The organism is Streptococcus sp. KHUD_011 (assembly GCF_046352925.1).
Taxonomy (GTDB): domain Bacteria; phylum Bacillota; class Bacilli; order Lactobacillales; family Streptococcaceae; genus Streptococcus.
Genome location: NZ_CP157578.1, coordinates 862,233 through 888,112 on the forward strand (window position 1 = coordinate 862,233; position 25,880 = coordinate 888,112).

At 40.8% G+C, this 25,880-nt stretch carries 22 protein-coding genes; 15 read left to right on the plus strand and 7 right to left on the minus strand.

The features are described 5' to 3' along the window. Positions 1–69: 69 nt before the first annotated feature. The 5 genes from ABKJ27_RS03955 to ABKJ27_RS03975 all read right to left on the minus strand — a co-directional run bounded on the left by ABKJ27_RS03955 (position 70) and on the right by ABKJ27_RS03975 (position 3,410). A complete protein-coding gene (locus ABKJ27_RS03955; protein ID WP_000462491.1) occupies positions 70–285 on the minus strand; it encodes a DUF4649 family protein in 216 nt (71 codons plus the stop codon). Positions 286–292: 7 nt separating this feature from the next. Then, the gene (locus tag ABKJ27_RS03960; protein ID WP_000863539.1) at positions 293–640 is read right to left on the minus strand and encodes a DUF1831 domain-containing protein; all 348 of its coding nucleotides are present in this window, start codon (positions 638–640) and stop codon (positions 293–295) included. 4 nt (positions 641–644) lie between these two features. After that, entirely contained in the window at positions 645–1,760 is a 1,116-nt protein-coding gene (locus ABKJ27_RS03965) for a cysteine desulfurase family protein (protein ID WP_000639688.1), read from the minus strand. Positions 1,761–1,769: 9 nt separating this feature from the next. Continuing rightward, a complete protein-coding gene (locus ABKJ27_RS03970) occupies positions 1,770–2,729 on the minus strand; it encodes a ribose-phosphate diphosphokinase (protein WP_001283818.1) in 960 nt (319 codons plus the stop codon). Positions 2,730–2,840: 111 nt separating this feature from the next. After that, complete coding sequence (locus ABKJ27_RS03975) at positions 2,841–3,410, minus strand: CYTH domain-containing protein (RefSeq protein ID WP_261069540.1); 570 nt, start codon at positions 3,408–3,410, stop codon at positions 2,841–2,843. 128 nt (positions 3,411–3,538) lie between these two features. On the opposite strand from ABKJ27_RS03975, the gene ABKJ27_RS03980 reads away from it, so the two are divergent. The 8 genes from ABKJ27_RS03980 (at position 3,539) to ABKJ27_RS04015 (ending at position 11,251) form a co-directional block, all read left to right on the plus strand. Continuing rightward, positions 3,539–4,210: a GTP pyrophosphokinase gene (locus ABKJ27_RS03980; protein WP_000171692.1), complete on the plus strand. Its 672-nt coding sequence runs from the start codon at positions 3,539–3,541 to the stop codon at positions 4,208–4,210. Further along, positions 4,194–5,012, plus strand: coding sequence for an NAD kinase (locus ABKJ27_RS03985; protein WP_000799056.1), 819 nt, complete (start codon positions 4,194–4,196; stop codon positions 5,010–5,012). The genes ABKJ27_RS03980 and ABKJ27_RS03985 overlap by 17 nt, the downstream gene beginning before the upstream one ends. Further along, positions 5,009–5,905 carry an RluA family pseudouridine synthase gene (locus ABKJ27_RS03990; protein ID WP_247927881.1) on the plus strand — a complete coding sequence of 299 codons (897 nt, stop codon included), beginning with the start codon at positions 5,009–5,011 and terminating at the stop codon, positions 5,903–5,905. The genes ABKJ27_RS03985 and ABKJ27_RS03990 overlap by 4 nt, the downstream gene beginning before the upstream one ends. A 43-nt stretch (positions 5,906–5,948) precedes the next feature. After that, positions 5,949–6,923 (plus strand): phosphate acetyltransferase, encoded by a 975-nt coding sequence (gene pta / locus ABKJ27_RS03995; RefSeq protein ID WP_153199058.1) that lies wholly within the window; start codon positions 5,949–5,951, stop codon positions 6,921–6,923. Between the two features lie 236 nt (positions 6,924–7,159). Further along, the gene (gene mutY, locus ABKJ27_RS04000) at positions 7,160–8,335 is read left to right on the plus strand and encodes an A/G-specific adenine glycosylase (protein WP_261031207.1); all 1,176 of its coding nucleotides are present in this window, start codon (positions 7,160–7,162) and stop codon (positions 8,333–8,335) included. A gap of 55 nt (positions 8,336–8,390) precedes the next feature. After that, positions 8,391–9,098, plus strand: a complete 708-nt coding sequence (yycF, locus tag ABKJ27_RS04005; RefSeq protein ID WP_020901406.1) for a response regulator YycF — start codon at positions 8,391–8,393, stop codon at positions 9,096–9,098. After that, on the plus strand, positions 9,091–10,440 hold the full coding sequence (gene vicK / locus ABKJ27_RS04010; protein ID WP_410012092.1) for a cell wall metabolism sensor histidine kinase VicK: 1,350 nt from the start codon (positions 9,091–9,093) through the stop codon (positions 10,438–10,440). Before yycF ends, vicK begins: the two co-directional genes overlap by 8 nt. 1 nt (position 10,441) lies before the next feature. Next, positions 10,442–11,251 carry an MBL fold metallo-hydrolase gene (locus tag ABKJ27_RS04015; protein WP_410012093.1) on the plus strand — a complete coding sequence of 270 codons (810 nt, stop codon included), beginning with the start codon at positions 10,442–10,444 and terminating at the stop codon, positions 11,249–11,251. 32 nt (positions 11,252–11,283) lie between these two features. Here the strand turns inward: ABKJ27_RS04015 and ABKJ27_RS04020 are convergent, their stop codons facing one another. Both ABKJ27_RS04020 and ABKJ27_RS04025 read right to left on the minus strand, forming a co-directional pair. Further along, positions 11,284–11,631, minus strand: coding sequence for a thioredoxin (locus ABKJ27_RS04020; protein ID WP_410012094.1), 348 nt, complete (start codon positions 11,629–11,631; stop codon positions 11,284–11,286). Positions 11,632–11,742: 111 nt separating this feature from the next. Beyond that, a complete protein-coding gene (locus tag ABKJ27_RS04025; protein ID WP_004254235.1) occupies positions 11,743–13,461 on the minus strand; it encodes a phospho-sugar mutase in 1,719 nt (572 codons plus the stop codon). Between the two features lie 153 nt (positions 13,462–13,614). On the opposite strand from ABKJ27_RS04025, the gene ABKJ27_RS04030 reads away from it, so the two are divergent. From ABKJ27_RS04030 to glgA, 7 genes are all read left to right on the plus strand, one after another. Next, complete coding sequence (locus tag ABKJ27_RS04030; protein WP_410012095.1) at positions 13,615–15,516, plus strand: ATP-binding cassette domain-containing protein; 1,902 nt, start codon at positions 13,615–13,617, stop codon at positions 15,514–15,516. A gap of 63 nt (positions 15,517–15,579) precedes the next feature. Further along, the gene (gene ligA, locus ABKJ27_RS04035) at positions 15,580–17,538 is read left to right on the plus strand and encodes an NAD-dependent DNA ligase LigA (RefSeq protein ID WP_410012096.1); all 1,959 of its coding nucleotides are present in this window, start codon (positions 15,580–15,582) and stop codon (positions 17,536–17,538) included. A gap of 118 nt (positions 17,539–17,656) precedes the next feature. Then, positions 17,657–19,936: a type I pullulanase gene (gene pulA / locus ABKJ27_RS04040; protein ID WP_410012097.1), complete on the plus strand. Its 2,280-nt coding sequence runs from the start codon at positions 17,657–17,659 to the stop codon at positions 19,934–19,936. Positions 19,937–20,249: 313 nt separating this feature from the next. Then, entirely contained in the window at positions 20,250–22,178 is a 1,929-nt protein-coding gene (glgB, locus tag ABKJ27_RS04045) for a 1,4-alpha-glucan branching protein GlgB (protein ID WP_410012098.1), read from the plus strand. After that, positions 22,168–23,310 (plus strand): glucose-1-phosphate adenylyltransferase, encoded by a 1,143-nt coding sequence (locus ABKJ27_RS04050; protein ID WP_020902830.1) that lies wholly within the window; start codon positions 22,168–22,170, stop codon positions 23,308–23,310. Before glgB ends, ABKJ27_RS04050 begins: the two co-directional genes overlap by 11 nt. Then, a complete protein-coding gene (gene glgD / locus ABKJ27_RS04055) occupies positions 23,300–24,439 on the plus strand; it encodes a glucose-1-phosphate adenylyltransferase subunit GlgD (RefSeq protein ID WP_033685141.1) in 1,140 nt (379 codons plus the stop codon). The genes ABKJ27_RS04050 and glgD overlap by 11 nt, the downstream gene beginning before the upstream one ends. Further along, positions 24,436–25,869: a glycogen synthase GlgA gene (gene glgA, locus ABKJ27_RS04060; RefSeq protein WP_410012099.1), complete on the plus strand. Its 1,434-nt coding sequence runs from the start codon at positions 24,436–24,438 to the stop codon at positions 25,867–25,869. Before glgD ends, glgA begins: the two co-directional genes overlap by 4 nt. Positions 25,870–25,880 lie beyond the last annotated feature (11 nt).

Consider the following 25,880-nt stretch of genomic DNA (forward strand, 5'->3'; position numbering starts at 1 on the left):
TTCTATTCTTCTATTTTATAGAAACATTGTGAAAAAATCAACAAAAACAAGAAAAAACTAAGAAAAATCTTAGTTTTGATGTAAAAAATCTGCATGTGATAGAAAACGGTAGAGGTCTCCGACCAGTCCTTGGTAAACTTCCTGCCCTTTAAAGGTCAAAGAAGTTACATAAAGTGTATCTGGCAGAGTCACACATCCTGACAGAGCCAGCATGAGAGCCTCGTAATCCTCATACTTGAGAGTGCGCTCTACATGATAGCTGTCCTTATAGGTCAGTTCAAACATTTTGGCTCTATCTTTCCGCTTTTGTAAAGACACCACGTTCTACCAAGCTATCCATGAGGAAATAGAATTTTTCCTGATGAATGTGGTGGTCTTCTGATTTGAAAATATCAACTAGACGAAGACCAAACTTGTCAGTGATATTGATTTTAGCCCCTGTGAGTTCCTTGTTAATGATGATTTTTAGTTGGAAGCCTTCACCGCTGTTTGGAACCTTTTCAAGTAGGCGAGTCAGTTCATAGTTACCAACTTTTGTTTCAAAAAAAGTGTTGTCTTTGAGGGTGAATTTCTTAACAGAAGGGCTAAGAGTGTAGTCGTAACGACAATTTTTTAACTGAATGGTTTTTTCAAATGCCATATGGCTAACCTCCGATAATTTCTTTTAAGGTTTTTGCGAGGGTTTCTAGGTCTTCGATAGTATTTTGTGGAGACAAACTGATGCGAACGGATTCTTTCAAACGTTCTGAATTTTCCCCGTACATGGCTTCAAGAACATGGCTGGATTGGACAATGCCTGCAGTACAGGCCGAGCCAGTAGAGATTGAAATTCCAGCTAAGTCTAGACGAAGGAGTAGGAGGTCATTTTTCTGCCCAGGAAATCCAATATTGAGGACATAAGGTAGATGGTGTTCTCCTCTGTTCAGGTAATACTGAACTCCCTCAAGCTCCGCAAGAAAGGCAGTTTCTAGATTTTGTACATGTTGAAAATGTTCTTCTTGTTTTTCTAGGTCTTCTTTTAGGGCTGCAACCATGCTAACGATGGAAGCTAGATTTTCAGTTCCTGCTCGTTTTTTCTGTTCTTGATCTCCGCCATGAAGATAGGAATCAAAGTCCATGCTTGATGCGTAGAGAAAACCGATTCCCTTAGGACCATGGAATTTATGGGCTGAAGCAGTGAGAAAATCAATGCCCAATTCTTCTGGGTGAATAGGGATTTTACCGATAGCCTGAACTGCATCAACATGGTAGGCAGCAGGATGTTGCTTGAGTATTTGGCCAATTTCAGCAATGGGAAGTAGGTTTCCTGTCTCATTATTGGCAAACATGGTAGAAACCAAAATCGTATCGTCACGTAAGGCCTCTTGAATTTGCTGGGCGGTGATTTCCTGATTTTTTGGCTGGATAATGGTTACTTCAAAACCGAAGTGCTGAACCAAGTAATCAATTGTTTCAAGGACAGCATGGTGCTCGATGGCAGTTGTGATGATATGTTTTCCTTTTTCTTGATGACGAAGGCAGTAGCCGATGATAGCAGTATTGTTGCCTTCGGTTCCACCAGAAGTGAAAAAGATATGTTGAGGTTTTGTTCCCAGTAATTGAGCTAGTTCCTGACGGGCTTCACGCAAAAGTTTGCCAGCTTGACGACCATGACCATGGATACTAGAAGGATTGCCATGGGTTTCTTGCATAACCTTAGTCATAGCTGAAATAGCAACTGATGACATAGGAGTCGTTGCAGCATTGTCCAAATAAATCAAAGAATCACCTTATTTCTTTTTGTTGTAGGCAAAGAGTGGGCTGACTGGTTTTCTTTCGTGGATACGGACGATAGCATCACCAATTAACTCACTTGCAGTGATGTAGCATACGTTTTTAGGAGTTTTTTCTTTTGTTGCTACTGAATCAGTCACAAGAATTTCTTTAATATTAGTATTATCAAGAAGTTCAGCAGCACCTTCGACGAAGAGACCGTGGCTAGAAACAGCATAGATTTCTGTAGCCCCTTCACGTTCAACGATTTTAGCAGCTTCAGAGAAGGTACGTCCTGTATTCAGAATATCGTCAATTAAGATAGCTTTTTTACCTTCCACATCACCGATAATATAACCTTCGTTGCGAGTTGCATCGTCTTGGGGGTAGTCGATAATGGCGATAGGAGCATCAAGATATTCAGCCAAGCTACGAGCGCGTTTCACACCTGAATTTTTAGGGCTAACGACAACAACATCTGAACCGAGTAGGCCCTTATCGCAATAATGTTTTGCAAATAGGGGAACTGTGAAAAGGTTATCGACAGGGATGTCAAAGAAGCCTTGAACCTGAACGGCATGCAAATCAAGCGTAAGGATACGATCGACACCAGCCTTAACTAGCATATTGGCAACTAGTTTGGCTGTAAGCGGCTCACGAGGTGAAGCGATGCGGTCTTGACGTGCATAGCCAAAATATGGAAGAACAACGTTGATGCTGTGGGCACTTGCACGCACACAAGCGTCGACCATGATCAATAACTCCATTAGGTGGTTGTTAACTGGGAAACTTGTTGATTGGATGATGTAAACATCATAACCACGGACACTTTCTTCGATATTTACTTGGATTTCTCCGTCTGAAAATTGACGTGATGATAGTTTTCCAAGTGGGACACCAACAGCTTGAGCAATTTTCTGTGCAATTTCTTGATTAGAGTTGAGTGCGAAAAGTTTCATGTTTTTTCTATCTGACATTATAGACCGTCCTCTGTAAACTTTTTAAATCCTAGTCATATCTGCCTAGCCTATATGAACAGGGATTTTTGTATTTTATCTTTTCTATTTTACCAAAAAATAGAGATTATTTCAGCTATTTTTCATGCTTTTGACAAATCGGACCAATTTTGAGGGAGCTTTTTGATAAGCAATCTGATTTTCCTCTAAAAATTGCTGGAAATCTTGTTTCCCTTGCTCGTGATTCTCAACTTCAAGCTCTAATTCGTAATCTGTAATATCAAAGTACTGACTTTCATCCAGCGCCATGAGACCAATAGCTGTTTGCATTTCATAGCGAAGTGTCGTTAGACAACCAAGAATCTGCCATTTACTAGTTTTAATACCATGTTTCGCCAATTCATCCAGTACTAGCCCTTGAGGAAGTTTTTTCTTGCTCAGATAGTTTTCAGCATCTTTTAGTTGCAATTTTTGATTGTATTCCATGTTTCCGACACTTTGTGGGACTTTGAGTGTCAATTCTGCCCAATCTTCAAAAGTGCGAATGCGCAAAGCAACTTTCTTTTCTCGCAGTTCGAAATCAGGCGTGTCTATGTAGTAATTTTTTTGAAGAACAGGAGTGACGTCTGTGAACTGGTCTTTTAGACGATTATATTCATCTTTTTTCAAGAGTGTTTTCAATTCAATTTCTAAATGTTTCAATTTTCTTACCTTTTCTTTGTCTATGAAAGCGGATTATATGATATAATAGCATTGTATTTATTGTATATGAATCTGGAGAAAAAATCAAAGATATTTTTGAAGGATAATATGAGAACAAGGGAGAATATATGACCTTAGAATGGGAAGAATTTCTAGATCCTTACATTCAAGCTGTTGGTGAGTTAAAGATTAAACTACGTGGTATTCGGAAGCAATATCGTAAGCAAAATAGGCATTCTCCGATTGAGTTTGTGACTGGCCGAGTCAAGCCAATTGAGAGCATCAGGGAAAAAATGGCTCGGCGTGGCATTACTTATGCGACCTTAGAGCACGATTTGCAAGATATTGCTGGTTTGCGTGTGATGGTTCAGTTTGTAGATGACGTCAAGGAAGTAGTGGAGATTTTGCGCAAGCGTCAGGATATGCGGATCATACAGGAGCGAGATTACATTACTCATCGAAAAGCATCAGGCTATCGTTCCTATCATGTGGTAGTAGAATATACGGTTGACACTATCAATGGTGCTAAAACCATTTTGGCGGAAATTCAAATACGTACCTTGGCCATGAATTTCTGGGCAACGATAGAACATTCTCTCAACTACAAGTACCAAGGGGATTTCCCAGAGGAGATAAAGAAGCGACTGGAAATTACAGCCAAGATTGCTCATCAGTTGGATGAAGAAATGGGTAAAATTCGAGATGATATCCAGGAAGCCCAGGCACTTTTTGATCCTTTGAGTAGAAAATTAAATGATGGTGTAGGAAACAGTGACGATACAGATGAAGAATACAGGTAAAAGAATTGACCTGATAGCTAATAGAAAACCGCAGAGTCAAAGGGTTTTGTATGAATTGCGAGATCGTTTGAAGAGAAATCAGTTTATACTCAATGATACCAATCCAGATATCGTTATTTCCATCGGTGGGGATGGTATGCTCTTGTCGGCCTTTCATAAGTACGAAAACCAGCTTGACAAGGTCCGCTTCATTGGTGTTCACACTGGACATTTGGGCTTCTATACGGACTACCGTGATTTTGAGTTGGATAAGCTAGTGACTAATTTGCAGCTAGATACCGGAGCAAGAGTCTCTTACCCTGTTCTAAATGTGAAGGTCTTTCTTGAAAATGGTGAAGTGAAGATTTTTAGAGCACTAAATGAAGCCAGCATCCGCAGGTCTGATCGAACCATGGTGGCGGATGTTGTGATTAACGGTGTCCACTTTGAACGTTTTCGTGGAGATGGGCTAACAGTTTCGACACCGACTGGTAGTACAGCCTATAACAAGTCGCTCGGTGGAGCTGTTTTACACCCAACCATTGAAGCTTTGCAATTAACGGAAATTGCCAGCCTTAACAATCGTGTCTATCGAACGCTGGGTTCGTCTATTATTGTTCCTAAGAAGGATAAGATTGAACTTATTCCAACAAGAAACGATTACCATACCATTTCGGTTGACAATAGCGTTTATTCCTTCCGTAATATTGAGCGAATTGAGTATCAAATCGACCATCATAAGATTCACTTTGTCGCATCACCTAGCCATACCAGTTTCTGGAACCGTGTTAAGGATGCTTTCATCGGCGAGGTGGACGAATGAGGTTTGAATTTATCGCAGATGAGCATGTCAAGGTCAAGACCTTCTTAAAAAAGCACGAGGTTTCTAAGGGGCTGCTAGCTAAGATTAAGTTTCGAGGCGGAGCTATTCTGGTCAATGATCAACCACAAAATGCGACGTATCTATTGGATATTGGAGACCGAGTTATCATAGATATTCCCGCTGAGGAAGGTTTTGAAACTCTCGAAGCTATCGAGCGCCCACTGGATATTCTCTATGAGGATGACCATTTTCTAGTCTTAAATAAACCCTATGGAGTGGCTTCTATTCCTAGTGTTAATCACTCCAATACTATCGCTAATTTTATCAAGGGTTACTACGTCAAGCAAGACTATGAGAATCAGCAGGTTCACATTGTAACTAGACTTGATAGAGATACTTCTGGCTTGATGCTCTTTGCCAAGCACGGCTATGCCCATGCACGATTAGACAAGCAGTTGCAGAAGAAGTCCATTGAAAAACGCTACTTTGCTTTGGTTAAAGGCGATGGACACTTGGAGTCAGAGGGGGAAATTATTGCCCCGATTGCACGTGATGAAGACTCTATTATCACTAGAAGAGTAGCTAAAGGTGGGAAGTACGCCCATACTTCTTACAAGATTGTAGCTTCTTATGGGAATATTCATTTGGTAGACATTCGCCTGCACACTGGGCGAACCCACCAAATCCGAGTCCATTTTTCTCATATTGGTTTTCCTTTGTTGGGAGATGACTTGTATGGTGGTAGTCTAGACGACGGCATCCAACGTCAGGCCCTGCATTGCCATTACCTATCTTTTTATCATCCTTTTCTAGAGCAAGACTTGCAGTTAGAAAGTCCCTTGCCGGATGATTTTAGCAACCTTATTACCCAGTTATCAACTAATACTCTATAAAAAATGTTTCAGAGTATAATTATTATCTTAAAGGAGAAAACTCATGGAAGTTTTTGAAAGTCTCAAAGCCAACTTGGTTGGTAAAAATGCTCGTATCGTTCTCCCTGAAGGGGAAGAACCTCGTATTCTTCAAGCGACTAAACGCCTGGTAAAAGAAACAGAAGTGATTCCTGTTTTGCTTGGAAATCCTGAAAAAATTAAAATTTATCTTGAAATTGAAGGAATCATGGATGGTTATGAAGTCATTGACCCTCAACACTACGATAAATTTGAAGAAATGGTTGCTGCCTTGGTGGAGCGTCGCAAGGGTAAAATGTCTGAAGAAGATGCACGCAAGGTTTTGGTTGAAGATGTCAACTACTTTGGTGTTATGTTGGTATACTTAGGCTTGGTTGATGGAATGGTATCAGGTGCGATTCACTCAACAGCTTCAACAGTACGTCCAGCCCTTCAAATCATTAAAACTCGTCCAAATGTAACTCGTACTTCAGGTGCTTTTCTCATGGTTCGTGGTACGGAACGTTACCTATTTGGAGACTGTGCCATCAACATCAATCCAGACGCGGAAGCCTTGGCTGAAATTGCCATCAACTCAGCAATCACAGCTAAGATGTTTGGCATCGAGCCTAAAATTGCTATGCTAAGCTATTCTACTAAAGGTTCAGGATTTGGAGAAAGTGTTGATAAGGTTGTTGAAGCAACTAAAATTGCTCACGACTTGCGTCCTGACCTTGAAATCGATGGTGAGTTGCAATTTGATGCAGCCTTTGTTCCTGAAACTGCAGCTCTGAAAGCTCCTGGAAGTACGGTAGCTGGTCAAGCAAATGTCTTCATCTTCCCAGGTATCGAGGCAGGAAATATCGGCTACAAGATGGCAGAACGCCTTGGTGGTTTTGCGGCTGTTGGACCTGTTTTGCAAGGTTTGAACAAGCCAGTTAACGACCTTTCTCGTGGATGTAATGCTGATGATGTTTACAAGTTGACCCTTATCACAGCAGCTCAAGCGGTTCATCAATAATATTAAGTCCTCTTTCCTTTGGGAAGAGGCTTTTTAATACTCAATGAAAATCAAAGAGCAAACTAGGAAACTAGCCGCAGGTTGCTCAAAGCACTGCTTTGAGGTTGCAGATAAGACTGACGAAGTCAGGAACCATACCTACGGCAAGGCGACGTTGACGTGGTTTGAATTTGATTTTCGAAGAGTATTAATACTAGGAAAAGGACAGTTAGAATCTTCTGTGTTATACTAGAGTTATGTTAGATTTGAAAGAATACGGAATTGTCATGTGGCCGGAGGAGAAAATCATTTCTTTTCGTGAGAAACTTCTCACTTGGTATGATGAAAACAAAAGAGATTTACCATGGCGTAGAAGTAAAAATCCTTATCATATCTGGGTGTCTGAAATTATGCTCCAGCAGACTAGGGTAGATACGGTTATTCCTTATTACGAACGATTCTTGGACTGGTTTCCAACAGTTGAAAGTTTGGCGAATGCGCCTGAAGAGCGTTTGTTGAAGGCTTGGGAAGGTTTGGGTTACTATTCTCGAGTTCGTAATATGCAGGCTGCAGCCCAGCAGATTATGACTGACTTTGGTGGCCAATTTCCAAACACCTATGAAGGAATTTCCAGTTTGAAAGGGATTGGTCCTTACACAGCAGGAGCCATTTCCAGTATTGCTTTTAACTTGCCTGAACCAGCTGTAGATGGTAATGTCATGCGTGTTTTGGCGCGTCTATTTGAAGTTAATCATGATATCGGAGTTCCTAGCAATCGCAAAATTTTTCAGGCAATGATGGAAATCTTGATTGACCCAGAACGTCCGGGTGATTTTAATCAAGCTTTGATGGACTTAGGATCTGATATTGAGGCGCCTGTAAATCCTAGGCCAGAAGAAAGTCCGGTTAAGGACTTCAGTGCGGCATATCAGAATGGAACAATGGACCGTTATCCAATCAAGGCTCCTAAGAAAAAGCCTGTCCCAATTTATCTTAAAACCTTGGTGGTCAAAAATACTCAGGGAGAATTTTTACTTGAAAAGAATGAAAGTGAAAAGCTCTTGGCAGGTTTTTGGCATTTCCCCTTGATAGAAGTAGATAACTTTTCGCAAGAAGAGCAGTTTGACCTCTTTCATCAGGTTGCAGAAGAAAGTGTGAACTTTGGCCCCAGTCCAGAAGAGAGTTTTCAGCAGGACTATGACTTAGAAGTTGATTGGCTTGATATTTATTTTGACACTGTCAAGCATATCTTTAGTCACCGCAAGTGGCATGTTCAAATTGTAGCAGGTCAAGTGAGTGATTTCCATGTTTTTTCAGATAGGGAAGTTCGCTGGCTTTCACCAGAAGAATTCAAGGATGTTCCACTTGCTAAACCCCAACAAAAAATCTGGCAGGCGTATGCAAAAGCCAACTTAGACAGTAGCAAAGACTAGCTATTGTGTCTTCTTGTTATTTTTTTGGTATAATGGTAGAGAAAAAGGTGAACAAATGAAAAAAATATTAATTGTAGATGATGAAAAACCAATCTCGGATATTATCAAGTTTAACATGACCAAGGAAGGTTACGAGGTTGTAACTGCTTTTAACGGTCGTGAAGCGCTAGAGCAATATGAAGCAGAGCAACCAGATATTATTATTCTGGATTTGATGCTTCCAGAAATCGATGGTTTAGAAGTTGCTAAGACCATTCGCAAGACTAGTAGTGTGCCTATTATCATGCTTTCGGCTAAAGATAGCGAATTTGATAAGGTTATCGGTTTAGAGCTTGGGGCGGATGACTATGTAACCAAACCCTTCTCAAATCGTGAGTTGCAGGCGCGTGTTAAAGCTCTTCTCCGTCGCACGGACTTGGTTTCTGTAGATAATCAAGAGTCAGATGAAAAGAAAGCCCAACCCTTGCAAATTGGGGATTTGGAGATTGTGCCAGATGCTTATGTAGCTAAAAAATATGGTGAAGAACTAGACTTGACCCACCGTGAATTTGAGCTCTTGTACCACTTGGCTTCTCATATTGGTCAAGTGATTACACGTGAACACTTGCTTGAAACGGTCTGGGGTTATGATTATTTCGGAGATGTTCGAACTGTTGACGTAACTATCAGACGTTTGCGTGAGAAGATTGAAGATACACCTAGTCGTCCAGAATATATCCTAACACGTCGTGGTGTTGGTTATTATATGAGAAATAATGATTGAATTGATTAGAAAAAATATTCTTACTAGTGATTTTATCTTCATTTTAATTTTATTGGGTTTTATCTTGATTGTTACCTTGCTTTTGCTAGAAAATCGGCGAGATAATATTCGGTTGAAGCAAATTAATCAAAAAGTTAAAGACTTGATTGCAGGAGATTATTCTCAGGTATTGGATATGCAGGGAAGCTCTGAGATCACTAATATTACCAATAATCTCAATGATTTATCAGAAGTAATTCGCTTGACTCAAGAAAATCTGGAACAAGAGAGTAAACGATTGAATAGTATCCTCTCATACATGACAGACGGAGTTCTTGCGACCAATCGTCGTGGCAAGATTACTATGATTAATGACATGGCTAAGAAACAGCTAGGTGTTCAGAAAGAAGAGGTTCTCAATAAAAGTATTCTAGAATTGCTTAAGATTGAAGATGAGTATGAACTTCGTGATTTGATTACCCAAGTTCCTGAGCTTATGATTGATTCTCAGGATGACAATGGTGAATATCTGAGCCTTCGTGTACGTTTTGCCTTGGTTCGTCGTGAGTCTGGCTTTATTTCTGGTTTGGTTGCTGTTTTACACGATACGACGGAGCAGGAGAAGGAGGAGCGCGAACGGAGACTCTTTGTTTCCAACGTTAGTCATGAGCTACGGACGCCACTGACTAGTGTTAAATCCTATCTTGAAGCCTTGGATGAGGGAGCCTTGTCAGAACCTGTCGCACCAGACTTTATCAAGGTATCTCTTGATGAAACTAACCGTATGATGCGAATGGTGACAGATCTTCTCCATCTTTCACGTATTGATAATGCAACCAGTCATCTAGATGTCGAACTGATTAATTTTACTGCCTTTATTACCTTTATTCTTAACCGTTTTGATAAGATGAGAGGACCAGATGAGGAGAAGAAATACGAATTGGTGAGAGATTATCCGATTACCTCTGTCTGGATTGAAATTGATACAGATAAAATGACACAGGTGATTGATAATATTCTCAACAATGCTATTAAGTATTCGCCTGATGGTGGGAAAATCACAGTGACCATGAAGACGACTGATGATCAGATGATTTTATCCATCTCAGACCAAGGTTTGGGTATTCCAAAGCAGGATTTACCACGTATCTTTGACCGTTTTTATCGTGTGGATCGTGCTAGAAGTCGTGCCCAAGGTGGTACAGGTTTAGGACTAGCTATCGCTAAAGAGATTATCAAACAACATAAGGGCTTTATTTGGGCCAAGAGTGAATATGGTAAGGGATCAACCTTTACCATTGTGCTCCCTTATGATAAGGATGCAGTGAAAGAAGAAGTCTGGGAGGACGAAATAGAAGAATAGAATGAGTGAAATAGGCTTTAAATACAGTATTTTAGCGTCGGGTTCCAGTGGAAATTCCTTTTATCTGGAAACCCCAAAAAAGAAGCTTTTAGTAGATGCAGGCTTGTCTGGTAAGAAAATCACCAGCTTACTTGCTGAAATTAATCGTAAGCCAGAAGATTTGGATGCCATCTTGATTACACATGAGCATTCAGACCATATCCACGGAGTGGGAGTTTTGGCTCGCAAGTATGGTATGGATTTGTATGCCAATGAAAAGACCTGGCAAGCAATGGAAAATAGCAAGTACCTTGGAAAGGTGGATTGTTCGCAAAAGCATATCTTTGAAATGGGTAAAACCAAAACCTTTGGAGATATCGACATCGAGAGTTTTGGTGTTAGCCACGATGCGGTTGCACCGCAGTTCTATCGCTTTATGAAGGATGACAAGAGTTTTGTCCTTTTGACAGATACAGGTTATGTTAGTGACCGTATGGCAGGAATTGTCGAGAATGCAGATGGTTATCTTATCGAGTCCAACCATGATGTAGAGATTTTGCGAGCAGGTTCTTACGCTTGGCGACTCAAACAACGAATCCTATCGGATCTCGGTCACCTTTCTAACGAGGACGGTGCTGAAGCTATGATTCGGACCCTAGGAAATCGCACTAAGAAAATCTATCTTGGTCACTTGTCTAAGGAAAACAATATCAAGGAGCTGGCTCACATGACCATGGTCAACCAGCTAGCCCAAGCTGATTTAGGTGTAGGAGTAGACTTTAAGGTTTATGATACCTCACCAGATACCGCAACACCATTGACAGATATATAAAAAGAAGGCGAGTGCCTTCTTTTTAATATATTTTACAATCCTGCAAATTCTTTGATTTCTTGTGCTGACATTGAAGAGTCGCAACGGACATTGATTTGTCCATCTGAAATGTGAACAAAGCCTGGTACAGTTGGGATTCCGTAGCGTGAGCGGAATGCTTGCAACTCACTGAGTTGGCTTGGTTCTTCACTATTGATGAAGTAGATATGAGCTTTGGTTTCAGCTACGACACCAGCCAATGTACCTGCAAATTTACGGCAGTAAGGGCAAGTTTTACGACCGATAAAGAAGGTTGCAGTTTCTTTCTTATCAAGAGCTTCTTGTGCACGTGCAACTGTAGTCACTTCAAGGTCTTTGATATTATCTAAAAATTGTTCCATGAGATTACCTCGCTTTCATTGATAAGTCTAGTATGCCATAAAGTTTCTAAAATTGCTTAGATTTGATACGAAAAAAAGATGAGATTGGTTTGTCTCATCTTTTATAGGATTTTATTTTACAAAAGCATTGATTTCTGCTTCGATGTTCGCAATTTTAGCTTGTGATTCTTCGTTGGTTTCACCTACAACTGCAATGTAGAACTTGATTTTTGGTTCTGTACCTGAAGGACGAACTGCAATCCATGAACCGTCAGCAAGTGTGTATTTCAATACATCACTTGGAGGAGTTGTCAAGTTTGTAACAGTTCCGTCAGCAGCAGTAGCAGTTTGAGCCTTGAAGTCTTCTACAACAGTGATAGCTGTTGTGTTCCATTCTTTTGGAGCATTGTTACGGAATTTAGCCATAATTGCTTTGATTTGTTCAGCACCATCAACACCTGAAAGGGTAACAGAGATAGTTTTTTCTGCGTAGTAGCCGTATTCTTTGTAGATTTCTTCGATACCGTCAGCAAGTGTCAAACCACGAGAACGGTAGTAGGCAGCAAGTTCAGCAACGACAAGAACGGCTTGAATAGCGTCTTTATCACGTACGAAAGGTTTAATCAAGTAACCGAAGCTTTCTTCAAATCCCATCATGTATGTGTGATTGTGTTTTTCTTCGAATTCTTGGATTTTTTCAGCGATAAATTTGAAACCTGTCAAAACGTTGAACATGGTTGCGCCGTAGCTTTCAGCAATCTTCGTTACCAAGTCAGTTGATACGATAGATTTGCAGAGGGCTGCGTTTTCTGGAAGAGTTCCAGCGTTTTTGTGGGCTTCCAAGATGTATTTAGCCATGATAGCACCGATTTGGTTACCTGAAAGGTTGAGGTAGCTACCATCTTTTTGAAGAACTTCAACACCAACACGGTCAGCGTCTGGGTCAGTTGCCACAAGAACATCTGCACCAACTTGACGACCAAGTTCTTCAGCAAGGGCAAAGGCTGCTTGGCTTTCTGGGTTTGGAGATTTTACAGTTGAGAAGTCAGGATCGGCAGTTGCTTGCGCTTCAACGACTTGAACAGAGTCAAATCCTGCTTGGGCAAGAGCGCGACGAGCCAACATTTCACCAGTACCATGAAGTGGTGTATAGACAATCTTCATGTCTTTACCGAATTCTTCAATCAAGGCTGGGTTGATGTTTACGTCCTTAACTTCTTTGAGGTATTCAACATCGACAGCTTCGCCGATAACTTCAATCAAGCCAGAAGCTTTTTCAGCTTCCACATCAGCAACTTCTACAGCAAATGGATTTTCGATTGCACGGATATATGTAGTCAAAGCGTCTGCGTCGTGTGGAGGCATTTGTCCACCGTCTTCACCGTAAACCTTGTATCCGTTAAATGGTGCAGGGTTATGACTGGCTGTGACCATGATACCCGCAAAACAGTTGAGGTGACGAACTGCAAATGATAGTTCTGGAGTTGGACGAAGGCTTTCAAATACGTAAGATTTGATGCCGTGTTTAGCAAGAACTGCTGCAGATTCAAAGGCAAACTCTGGTGAGAAGTGACGGCTATCGTAGGCGATTGCGACACCACGTTCTTTTTCATTTCCACCTTTTGACTCAATCAAACGAGCCAAACCTTCAGTAGCTTGGCGAACAACGTAGATGTTGATGCGGTTTGTACCAGCACCAATCAAGCCACGCATACCTGCAGTACCAAATTCAAGATTTGTATAGAAGGCATCTTCCTTAGTTTTTTCGTCCATATTTTCCAAATCTTGACGAAGGTAGTCAGGAAGCTCCGCAAAATCAACCCATTTCTGGTAATTTTCTTGGTAAGACATTAAAATTCTCCTTTTTGTAAATTGTTTTAACCGTTCACATTATAGCACTTTTTAGCATTTTAGTAAAACGGTAGCATAATTTTCATAAAAGTAGTGCCATATGCCTGTTTATCAAGTCTTGAATGCCTTAGGGAAACATGCTATACTACTTGTATGATTATTTTACAAGCTAATAAAATTGAACGTTCTTTTGCAGGAGAAGTTCTTTTTGATAATATCAACCTGCAGGTTGATGAACGAGATCGGATTGCCCTTGTTGGGAAAAATGGAGCAGGTAAGTCTACTCTTTTGAAGATTTTGGTTGGAGAAGAGGAGCCAACTAGCGGAGAAATCAATAAGAAAAAAGATATTTCTCTATCTTACCTAGCCCAAGATAGCCGTTTTGAGTCTGAAAATACCATCTACGATGAAATGCTTCATGTCTTTGATGACTTACGTCGGACGGAGAAACAACTGCGTCAGATGGAGTTAGAGATGGGTGAAAAGTCTGGTGAGGATTTGAATAAACTGATGTCAGATTATGATCGTTTATCTGAAAATTTTCGCCAAGCAGGTGGCTTTACTTATGAAGCTGATATTCGAGCGATTTTGAATGGATTCAAGTTTGACGAGTCTATGTGGCAGATGAAAATTGCTGAGCTTTCGGGTGGTCAAAATACTCGTTTGGCACTTGCTAAAATGCTCCTTGAAAAGCCCAATCTCTTGGTCTTGGACGAGCCAACTAACCACTTAGATATTGAAACTATAGCCTGGCTAGAGAATTACTTAGTAAATTATAGCGGTGCCCTTATTATTGTCAGCCACGACCGTTATTTCTTGGATAAGGTTGCGACAATTACGCTAGATTTGACCAAGCATTCTTTGGATCGTTATGTTGGGAATTACTCTCGTTTTGTTGAGTTGAAAGAGCAGAAGCTAGCTACTGAAGCAAAAAACTATGAAAAGCAGCAGAAGGAGATCGCTGCTCTGGAAGACTTTGTCAACCGCAATCTAGTCCGAGCTTCAACGACTAAACGTGCCCAATCCCGTCGTAAACAACTGGAAAAAATGGAGCGTTTAGACAAGCCTGAAGCTGGCAAGAAATCAGCCAATATGACCTTCCAGTCTGAAAAAACGTCGGGTAATGTTGTATTGACTGTTGAAAATGTGGCTATTGGCTATGATGGGGAAATATTGTCAGAGCCTATTAACCTAGACCTCCGTAAAATGAATGCTGTTGCCATCGTTGGTCCAAATGGAATCGGTAAGTCAACCTTTATCAAGTCTATTGTGGACCAGATTCCTTTTATCAAAGGTGAAAAGCGCTTTGGTGCCAATGTTGAGGTGGGTTACTATGACCAAACCCAAAGTAAGCTGACACCAAGTAATACTGTATTAGATGAGCTCTGGAATGATTTTAAACTGACACCAGAAGTTGAAATCCGTAACCGTCTAGGTGCCTTCCTTTTCTCTGGTGATGATGTTAAAAAATCAGTCGGCATGCTGTCAGGTGGCGAGAAAGCTCGTTTGCTTTTGGCTAAATTGTCTATGGAAAACAATAACTTCTTGATTCTGGATGAGCCAACCAACCACTTGGATATTGATAGCAAGGAAGTGCTAGAAAATGCCTTGATTGACTTTGATGGAACTCTTCTATTCGTCAGTCATGACCGTTACTTTATCAATCGTGTGGCAACTCATGTTTTGGAATTGTCTGAGAAGGGTTCGACTCTTTACTTGGGAGATTACGACTACTATGTTGAGAAGAAAGCAGAAGTAGAAATGACTCAGGCTGAGGAAGATTCAACTCACAATCAAGTAAAAGAATCAAGTCCAGTCAATGACTATCAGGCCCAGAAAGAAAGTCAAAAAGAAGTTCGCAAACTCATGCGACAAATCGAAAGTCTAGAAGCTGAAATTGAAGAGCTAGAAAGTCAAAGCCAAGCCATTTCTGAACAAATGTTGGAAACAAACGATGCCGGCGAACTCATGGAATTGCAGGCTGAGCTGGACAAAATCAGCCATCGTCAGGAAGAAGCCATGCTTGAATGGGAAGAATTATCAGAGCAGGTGTAAGATTTCTAAGTTTTCTGCCCTTCTCCATTGTGAGGAGGGCTTAATTTATGGTAAAATGGTTTTATGAATAAAAGAATGAATGAGTTAGTCGCCTTGCTCAATCGCTATGCGGCTGAGTACTATACCAGCGATAATCCCTCGGTTTCAGACAGTGAGTATGATCGCCTTTACCGAGAGTTGGTTGAGTTAGAAACTGCCTATCCAGATCAAGTGTTAGCAGACAGTCCGACCCATCGTGTTGGTGGTAAAGTCTTAGATGGTTTTGAAAAATACAGTCATCAGTATCCTCTTTATAGTTTGCAGGATGCTTTTTCACGTGAGGAACTTGAAGCTTTTGATGCGCGTGTTCGTAAGGAAGTGGCTCATCCGACCTATATTTGTGAGCTGAAAATCGATGGCTTGTCTATCTCGCTGACTTATGAAAAGGGGATTTTGGTTGCTGGGGCAACACGTGGTGATGGTTCTATTGGTGAAAATATTACAGAAAATCTTAAACGCGTTAAGGACATTCCCTTAACTTTGCCAGAAGAACTAGATATCACAGTTCGTGGGGAGTGTTACATGCCACGTGCTTCTTTTGATCAGGTCAACCAAGCTCGCCAAGAAAATGGAGAGCCTGAATTTGCCAATCCTCGTAATGCAGCAGCAGGCACACTACGTCAGCTGGACACAGCAGTAGTAGCTAAGCGCAATCTTGCTACCTTTCTCTATCAAGAAGCCAGCCCTTCAACTCGTGATAGCCAAGAAAGGGTTTTGAAGCACCTAGAACAGCTTGGTTTTGTGGTCAATCCTAAGCGAATCTTGGCTGAAAACATAGATGAAATCTGGGATTTTATTCAAGAAGTAGGACAGGAACGGGACAATCTGCCTTACGATATTGATGGAGTAGTAATCAAGGTCAACGACCTCGCAAACCAAGAAGAACTAGGCTTTACTGTTAAGGCTCCAAAGTGGGCTGTAGCCTACAAATTTCCAGCTGAAGAAAAAGAAGCCCAACTCCTGTCGGTTGACTGGACAGTAGGCCGTACAGGTGTTGTGACTCCAACTGCAAATTTAACCCCTGTTCAGCTTGCTGGTACAACTGTTAGCCGTGCGACTCTGCACAATGTGGATTATATTGCTGAAAAAGATATTCGTAAGGACGACACGGTCATTGTCTATAAGGCTGGGGACATCATCCCTGCTGTTTTACGTGTAGTAGAGTCAAAACGAATTTCTGAAGAGAAACTAGATATTCCAACAAACTGCCCAAGTTGTGACTCTGGCTTGTTGCATTTCGAAGATGAAGTGGCCCTGCGTTGTATCAATCCGCGTTGTCCTGCCCAAATCATGGAAGGTTTGATTCACTTTGCCTCTCGTGATGCCATGAATATTACAGGGCTTGGTCCATCTATTGTTGAGAAGCTATTTGCTGCTAATCTGGTTAAGGATGTGGCGGATATTTACCGTTTGAAAGAAGAAGATTTCCTCCTTTTAGAAGGTGTTAAGGAAAAGTCTGCTTCTAAACTGTATCAAGCCATCCAAGCATCTAAGGAAAATTCTGCTGAAAAACTCTTGTTTGGTTTGGGGATTCGTCATGTCGGAAGTAAGGCCAGTCAGCTCTTACTCCAACATTTCCATTCAATCGAAAATCTGGCTCAGGCAGATCCAGAGGAAGTGGCTAGTATTGAAAGTCTAGGTGGTGTGATTGCCAAGAGTCTTCAGACTTATTTTGCGACAGAAGGCTCTGAAATTCTCCTAAGAGAATTGAAAGAAGCTGGGGTCAATCTGGACTATAAAGGTCAGACTGTAGTAGCAGATGCAGCCTTGTCAGGTTTGACCGTTGTATTGACAGGAAAATTGGAACGTCTCAAGCGCTCAGAAGCTAAAAGCAAACTCGAAAGTCTGGGTGCCAAGGTGACAGGCAGCGTTTCTAAAAAGACCGACCTCGTCGTGGCTGGTGCAGATGCTGGAAGCAAAATGCAAAAAGCACAAGAGCTTGGTATCGAGGTTCGAGACGAAGCTTGGCTAGAAAGTTTGTAATGATCGTTTAAAAGCAGAGTTTAGATAAGAGGACTATGTTTGTTAATCGGAACAAAATCGGTCTAGAACTTATTAGTCAAATAGAAATAAATTAAGAAATATAAAGGAAAAATAAAAAATGTTTAACTACCCTATGCGCATTCATTACCATCGTAAGAATGGAGAATACGATACTTGCTCTTTTGTAAAAAGTCAGGATCAACGAATTGATTTGCTGACCTACAAAGAAGATTATTTTGGCGCCTTATTTTGTTTTGAACACCCAAGTGCTCATGCCCTAGAAAGCTTGAATTTTGTGGTTCATACAGGCCAAACTAGTAAAGAGTATGCTATCCGTTTTAATCACTATCCTCTTTTAACAGAAGTCTGGATTTTGGAAGGGGATGATAGGATTTATTATTCTGAAAATCCTGCTATTGCCAGTCCTTTCTATAAGAATCAAAATCCTTTTGCCTTTGATAAGGCCATTAACAGTGCTAGTTTTGACCATCATTGGGGTTACCAAGGGGAATTGGGGTGCCGTGTAGAGGATAATCAGGCTCATTTTTCTCTTTGGGCTCCAACAGCGACAGAAGTGCAGGTTGTCGTTTACGAATCTGCTGCTAACGATTCTCCTGTTTGGAAGACTTTTGAGATGGAAAGAGGCAATAGCTACTCTTATAACCATAAAGACAATACAATCGGTGTCTGGAGTTTGGATGTTGAGGAAGATTTAACTGGTAAGGCTTATCAGTATCAAGTCCAATTCCCTCATCACCAAACACTGACACGCGACCCATACACGATTGCAACCAGTCCTGATGGCAAACGTTCAGCTATCCTGAGTCATGATGAAAAGCAGGTTGAAAATTTCGAGGTCAAGCACGGTTCTGAGGCTACTTGGCGTTTGACAAATCCATGTAAGGCAGTCATCTGTGAAATGCACATTCGTGATTTGACCAAATCTCCGACCTCAGGTGTAGATGAACATCTTAGAGGAACTTTCTTGGGTGCTGCCCAGACTGGAACGGTTAACCAGTACGGTCAGTCAACTGCTTTTGATTACATCAAGAAGCAGGGCTACAATTATGTTCAATTACAACCAATTGCAGATCGTCATAAAGAGTATGATGCAGATGGGAATGTAACCTACAACTGGGGTTATGACCCACAAAACTATAACGCACCAGAAACGAGCCTTTCAACCAATCCAGAGGATCCTGCTCAGGTTATTCGTGATTTGAAGACCATGGTTCAAGCCTATCACGATGCGGGTATTGGTGTCATTATGGATGTGGTTTATAACCATACTTTCTCAGTTGTTGATGCACCTTTCCAAACAACTGTCCCTGATTACTATTATCGTATGAATCCAGACGGTACCTTCCAGAATGGAACGGGTGTTGGAAATGAGACAGCCAGTGAACACGAAATGTTCCGCAAGTATATGATTGATTCTCTTCTATACTGGGTGCAGGAATACAATATTGACGGCTTCCGTTTTGACTTGATGGGGATTCATGATGTCAAGACCATGCAGATGATTCGTCAGAGCTTGGATGAAATCGACCCCAACATTATCCTCTATGGAGAAGGTTGGGATATGGGAACAGGTCTTGCACCTTATGATAAGGCTAAGAAAGACAATGCCTACCAGATGCCAAATATTGGTTTCTTTAATGACAATCAGCGTGATGCTGTCAAAGGTGGAGAAGTTTATGGTGCTATCAAGTCAGGTTTTGTCAGTGGTGCTGCGACAGAGCCAATCCTAGCCAAAGCAATCCTAGGAAGTCGTGAATTGGGAACCTATATACATCCAAATCAGGTGCTTAACTATGTAGAAGCCCATGACAATTACAATCTTCACGATTTGTTGGCAACCCTTCATCCAGACCAAAGCTCAGAGCAAATCATGCGCAAGGTCGAAACTGCAACAGCCATGAATCTACTTATGCAGGGGATGGCATTTATGGAAATCGGTCAAGAATTTGGTCGTACTAAACTAGTTGCCACTGGTGAAAATGGCGAGTTAACCCATGACGATAGAGAGCGTGCTATGAATAGCTATAACGCTCCTGACAGCGTGAATCAAGTCAACTGGGACTTGATTAATGAGCGTCAAGACAGTATTGAGTTTATTCGTCAGATGATTCGATTGAAGACAGGAACAAGCGCCTTTTCTTACCCAACTTATGATGACATTTACCATCATGTTTTTGTTCATTCAGCAAACGAACATAGTGGTTTGATTGTCTATGAGATTCAAGGGGAAGAGCATTTACTGGTTGTATTTAATACTAAAGGGCAAGACTTCCAGTTTGAAAATGCTGGAAATCTAGAACTGTTAGTGACCAATAGCCATTTAAGTGATAAAGACATGGTTGGTGGCGTCAGTGCCAGCGTCTTTAAAGTTTTGTAGAATAGATTTACAATTTAAATTCATTTGTGGTGCTTTATCTGTTAATAAAATCAGGAGATTCGTTTCCTGATTTATTTTTTTACTTAAAATTATATTTTTGTTAGCTAAATAACGAACTTTATGATAGTATTATAAAAAACAATTCGTTTTCAAAGCGTTTCTGAAAAATTCTTGATTTACAAGTGAACACATCAGTGAATTTGTTGAAGACTTTCAAAAGAATTTTTAGCAAATTTCGTAATTTACTTGAATCTTCCATAAAAAGGTAGTATAATAAATCTATAGAAAACGCTTACAAAAAAGGGGAGGTATTATGGATAAAAGAGAAGCTTTGCGCACCTTTATGACAGGAGAAAATTTTCATCTTCAGCATTATTTAGGAGCACATAGGGAAGAACTAAATGGAGAGTACGGTTATACATTTCGTGTGTGGGCTCCCAACGCTCAGGCTGTCCACTTGGTGGGAGATTTTACCAATTGGGTAGAAAATCAAATTCCAATGGAACGAAATGAATTTGGTGTCTGGGAAGTCTTTACCAGCCTTGCTCATGAAGGTCAAATTTATAAGTATCATATTACACGTGCAAATGGTCATCAGTTGATGAAGATTGATCCTTTGGCTGTACGGTATGAGGCACGACCTGGTACTGGGGCTATTTTAACAGAAATCCCAGAGAAAAAATGGAAGGACGGCCTATGGCTAGCTCGTAGAAAACGATTGAGCTTTGAAGAGCGTCCTGTCAATATTTACGAGGCTCATGCTGGCTCTTGGAAGAGAAATCCTGATGGCACACCTTATAGTTTTGCTCAATTGAAAGATGAACTCATTCCTTACTTGGTTGAGATGAACTATACTCACATTGAGTTTATGCCCTTGATGTCTCACCCACTAGGTTTGAGTTGGGGTTACCAGCTTATGGGTTACTTTGCTTTAGAGCATGCCTATGGTCGCCCTGAGGAATTTCAAGATTTTGTTGAGGAATGTCACTTAAACAATATTGGAGTTATTGTGGACTGGGTACCTGGTCACTTCACTATTAATGATGATGCCTTGGCTTATTATGATGGAACATCAACTTTTGAATACCAAGATCATAATAAGGCCCATAACTATGGTTGGGGAGCTCTCAATTTTGACCTTGGGAAGAATGAAGTCCAGTCTTTCTTGATTTCTAGCATTAAGTTTTGGATTGACTTTTACCATTTGGACGGTATTCGTGTGGATGCAGTGAGTAACATACTCTATCTTGATTATGATAATGCTCCATGGACGCCAAATAAAGATGGAGGCAATCTCAACTACGAAGGCTATTATTTCTTAAAACGTTTGAATGATGTCATTAAACAAGCACATCCAGATGTGATGATGATTGCAGAAGAAAGTTCATCAGCTACTCAGATTACTGACACCAAGGATTCAGATGGTCTTGGCTTTGACTACAAATGGAATATGGGTTGGATGAATGATATCCTCCGTTTCTATGAAGAAGATCCGATTTATCGTAAATATGACTTTAACCTGGTGACTTTCAGCTTTATGTACGTCTTCAAGGAGAATTATCTCCTACCATTCTCACACGATGAAGTGGTTCATGGCAAGAAGAGTATGATGCACAAGATGTGGGGAGATCGCTACAATCAATTCGCAGGCTTGCGCAATCTCTACACTTACCAAATTTGTCACCCGGGTAAGAAATTGCTCTTCATGGGTAGTGAATATGGGCAATTTCTAGAATGGAAATCTGAAGAACAGTTGGAATGGTCTAATCTAGAAGATCCAATGAATGCTAAGATGAAGTATTTCACGTCTCAGCTAAACCAGTTTTACAAAGACCACCGCTGTCTGTGGGAAATTGATACCAGCTATGATGGTATAGAAATCATCGATGCGGATAATAGAGACCAGAGTGTTCTTTCCTTCATCCGTAAGGGTAAGAAGGATGATATGTTAGTCTGTATCTTTAATATGGCACCTGTTGAACGAAAAGATTTTACAATCGGATTGCCTGTCGCAGGGATTTATGAAGAGGTCTGGAATACTGAGTTAGAAGAGTGGGGAGGCGTTTGGAAAGAACATAATCAAACTGTTCAAACGCAAGAAGGACTATGGAAAGATTATGAGCAGACTTTAACCTTTACCCTTCCGGCCATGGGAGCAAGTGTTTGGAAAATCAAACGTCGATTGAAACCTACTAAAACCGTCACAAGTAAAAACCAAAAAGGAGTAGAAAATGAAGAATGAAATGTTAGCTTTGATTCTTGCTGGTGGGCAAGGAACTCGTCTCGGTAAACTCACTCAAAGCATCGCAAAACCAGCTGTGCAATTTGGTGGGCGCTACCGTATCATTGACTTTGCTCTTTCAAACTGTGCCAACTCAGGCATCAACAATGTTGGAGTCATTACACAGTACCAACCACTTGCTCTCAACAACCATATCGGGAATGGTTCGAGCTGGGGACTAGATGGTATCAATTCTGGTGTCTCTATTCTTCAACCTTATTCTGCAAGTGAAGGAAATCGTTGGTTTGAGGGGACTAGCCACGCTATTTACCAAAATATCGACTATATCGACAGTGTTAATCCTGAGTATGTCTTGATTCTGTCTGGGGACCATATCTACAAAATGGATTATGATGATATGCTCCAGTCTCACAAGGATAATAATGCCAGCTTGACAGTAGCAGTTTTAGATGTCCCTCTTAAAGAAGCTAGTCGTTTTGGTATCATGAACACAGATGCTAATAATCGTATCGTTGAATTTGAAGAAAAACCAGCTCAACCTAAATCTACAAAGGCTTCTATGGGTATTTACATCTTTGATTGGCAACGTCTTCGCAATATGCTTGTTGCTGCTGAAAAGAGCAATGTCGATATGTCAGACTTTGGTAAGAATGTCATTCCAAATTACCTTGAGTCAGGTGAAAGTGTCTATGCTTACGAATTTAATGGTTACTGGAAAGACGTTGGTACGATTGAGTCACTTTGGGAAGCCAACATGGAGTACATTTCTCCAGAAAATGCCTTGGATAGCCGTAACCGTCAATGGAAGATTTACTCAAGAAACTTAATTTCACCACCAAACTTCCTTGGGGCAAATGCTCACGTGGAAGATTCCTTGGTTGTTGATGGCTGTTTCGTAGATGGAACTGTTAAACATTCTATCCTCTCAACAGGTGCGCAAGTTCGCGAAGGGGCAGAAGTAGTAGATTCAGTTATCATGAGTGGTGCAATTGTTGGTCAGGGAGCTAAAATCAAACGTGCCATTATTGGTGAAGGTGCAGTTATTTCTGATGGTGTCGAAATTGATGGAACAGAAGAAGTACAAGTTGTAGGATATGATGAAGTAGTGGGGGTAGCAACAGATGAAGATTGATAAATATTCTGCCATTTTAGGAAACACAGTTGGTTTTCATGATATGTCAACATTGACCGACCACCGTCCAGTAGCTAGTTTGCCATTTGGTGGTAAATATCGTTTGATTGATTTCCCGCTTTCAAGTCTTGCTAATGCTGGTGTGCGTAGTATTTTCGGTATTTTCCAACAAGACAATATCAGCTCAGTCTTTGACCATATCCGTTCTGGGCGTGAGTGGGGCTTGTCAACCCTTCTTAGCCATTATTATCTAGGTATTTACAATACCCGTGTGGAAAGTAGTACAGTTGGAAAAGAATACTATCATCAGCTTCTTACTTATTTGAAGCGTTCTGGTTCAAACCAAACAGTTTCACTTAACTGTGATGTTTTGATTAACATTGATTTGAATCAAGTATTCCACCTACACAGTACAACAAAAGGGCCTATCACTGTAGTTTATAAAAAACTAGCTAAGAAAGACATTTCAGAAGTAAATGCGATTTTGGAAGTGGATGAAACAGACCATGTTCGTTCTCATAAACTATTTGATAGCAAATCAACAGATGAAGTTTACAATATGTCCACAGATATCTTTGTCGTAGATACGCCTTGGTTGATTGAACGCTTAGAAGAAGAAGCTAAGAAAGAACATCCAGAGAAGTTGCGCTATGTATTACGGGATTTGGCGGCCAAAGAAGGGGCTTTTGCCTACGAGTACACAGGTTATCTGGCAAATATTCATTCTGTAGAGTCTTATTACCAAGCTAACAAAGATATGCTTGAATCACAAAAATTCTACTCTCTCTTCTCACCAAATCAAAAGATTTATACAAAGGTCAAAAACGAAGAGCCAACTTATTATGCTAATACATCTAAGGTAAGCACTTCTCAGTTTGCATCTGGTAGTATTATTGAAGGTCAAGTGGCTAATTCTGTTTTATCACGTAATATTCATGTCCATAAGGATAGCTTGGTTAAAGATAGCATCTTATTCCCTCGTGTTGTTATTGGAGAAGGTGCTCAGGTAGAATATGCTATCTTGGACAAGGGTGTTGAAGTTGCGGATGGAGTTGTGATCCGTGGAACTGCAGAACATCCAGTCGTCGTTAAGAAAGGTAGCAAAGTAACAGAGGATATTCATTCATGAAAATTTTATTTGTAGCAGCAGAGGGTGCACCCTTTTCAAAAACAGGTGGTTTGGGAGACGTTATTGGCGCTCTTCCCAAATCACTGGTAAAAGCTGGGCACGAAGTTGCAGTGATTTTACCCTACTATGACATGGTAGAGGCTAAATTTGGAAATCAAATTGAAGATGTTCTTCATTTTGAGGTGAGTGTTGGTTGGCGCAGACAGTACTGTGGGATTAAGAAAACCGTCTTGAACGGTGTAACCTTCTACTTTATTGACAACCAATACTATTTCTTCCGAGGCCATGTTTACGGTGATTTTGATGATGGGGAACGCTTCGCTTTCTTCCAACTGGCTGCCATTGAGGCTATGGAAAGGATTGACTTTATTCCTGATCTTCTCCATGTTCATGACTACCATACAGCTATGATTCCTTTCTTGTTGAAGGAAAAATACCGTTGGATTCAAGCCTATCAAGGTATTAAAACTGTTTTAACCATTCACAATTTGGAATTCCAAGGACAATTTTCAGAAGGAATGTTATGGGATTTGTTTGGAGTGGGCTTTGAACGTTATGCGGATGGTACCCTTCGCTGGAACAACTGTCTGAACTGGATGAAGGCAGGTATTCTCTATGCGGATCGTGTTTCAACTGTTTCGCCTAGCTATGCTCATGAAATTATGACTAGTCAATTTGGATGTAACTTGGATCAGATTCTTCGAATGGAGTCTGGTAAGGTATCTGGTATCGTAAATGGGATTGATGCTGACCTGTATAATCCTCAGACGGATGCCCTTTTAGATTATCATTTTAATCAGGAAGATTTGTCCGGAAAAGCACAAAATAAGGCGAAATTACAAGAGAGAGTTGGCTTGCCAGTTAGATCTGACGTTCCTCTGGTGGGAATTGTTTCTCGTTTGACACGTCAAAAAGGTTTTGATGTGGTGGTCGAAAGTCTTCACCATATTTTGCAAAATGATGTTCAGATTGTTCTTTTGGGAACTGGAGATCCAGCCTTTGAAGGAGCTTTCTCATGGTTTGCTCAGATTTACCCAGACAAGCTATCAGCAAATATCACTTTTGATGTCAAACTAGCTCAAGAAATCTACGCTGCTTGTGACCTCTTCCTCATGCCGAGTCGTTTTGAACCGTGTGGATTGTCTCAGATGATGGCTATGCGTTACGGAACCTTGCCATTGGTCCATGAAGTTGGTGGCTTGCGAGATACCGTTAAAGCCTTTAATCCAATCGAAGGAAGCGGTACTGGATTTAGCTTTGACAATTTAACACCATACTGGCTTAACTGGAGTTTCCAAACAGCATTGGACTTGTATAGAAAACATCCTGATGTTTGGAGAAATCTACAAAAACAAGCTATGGAGTGTGATTTCTCATGGGATACAGCCTGCAGGTCATACCTTGACTTGTACCATAGTTTAGTTAATTAATAGATAAAATC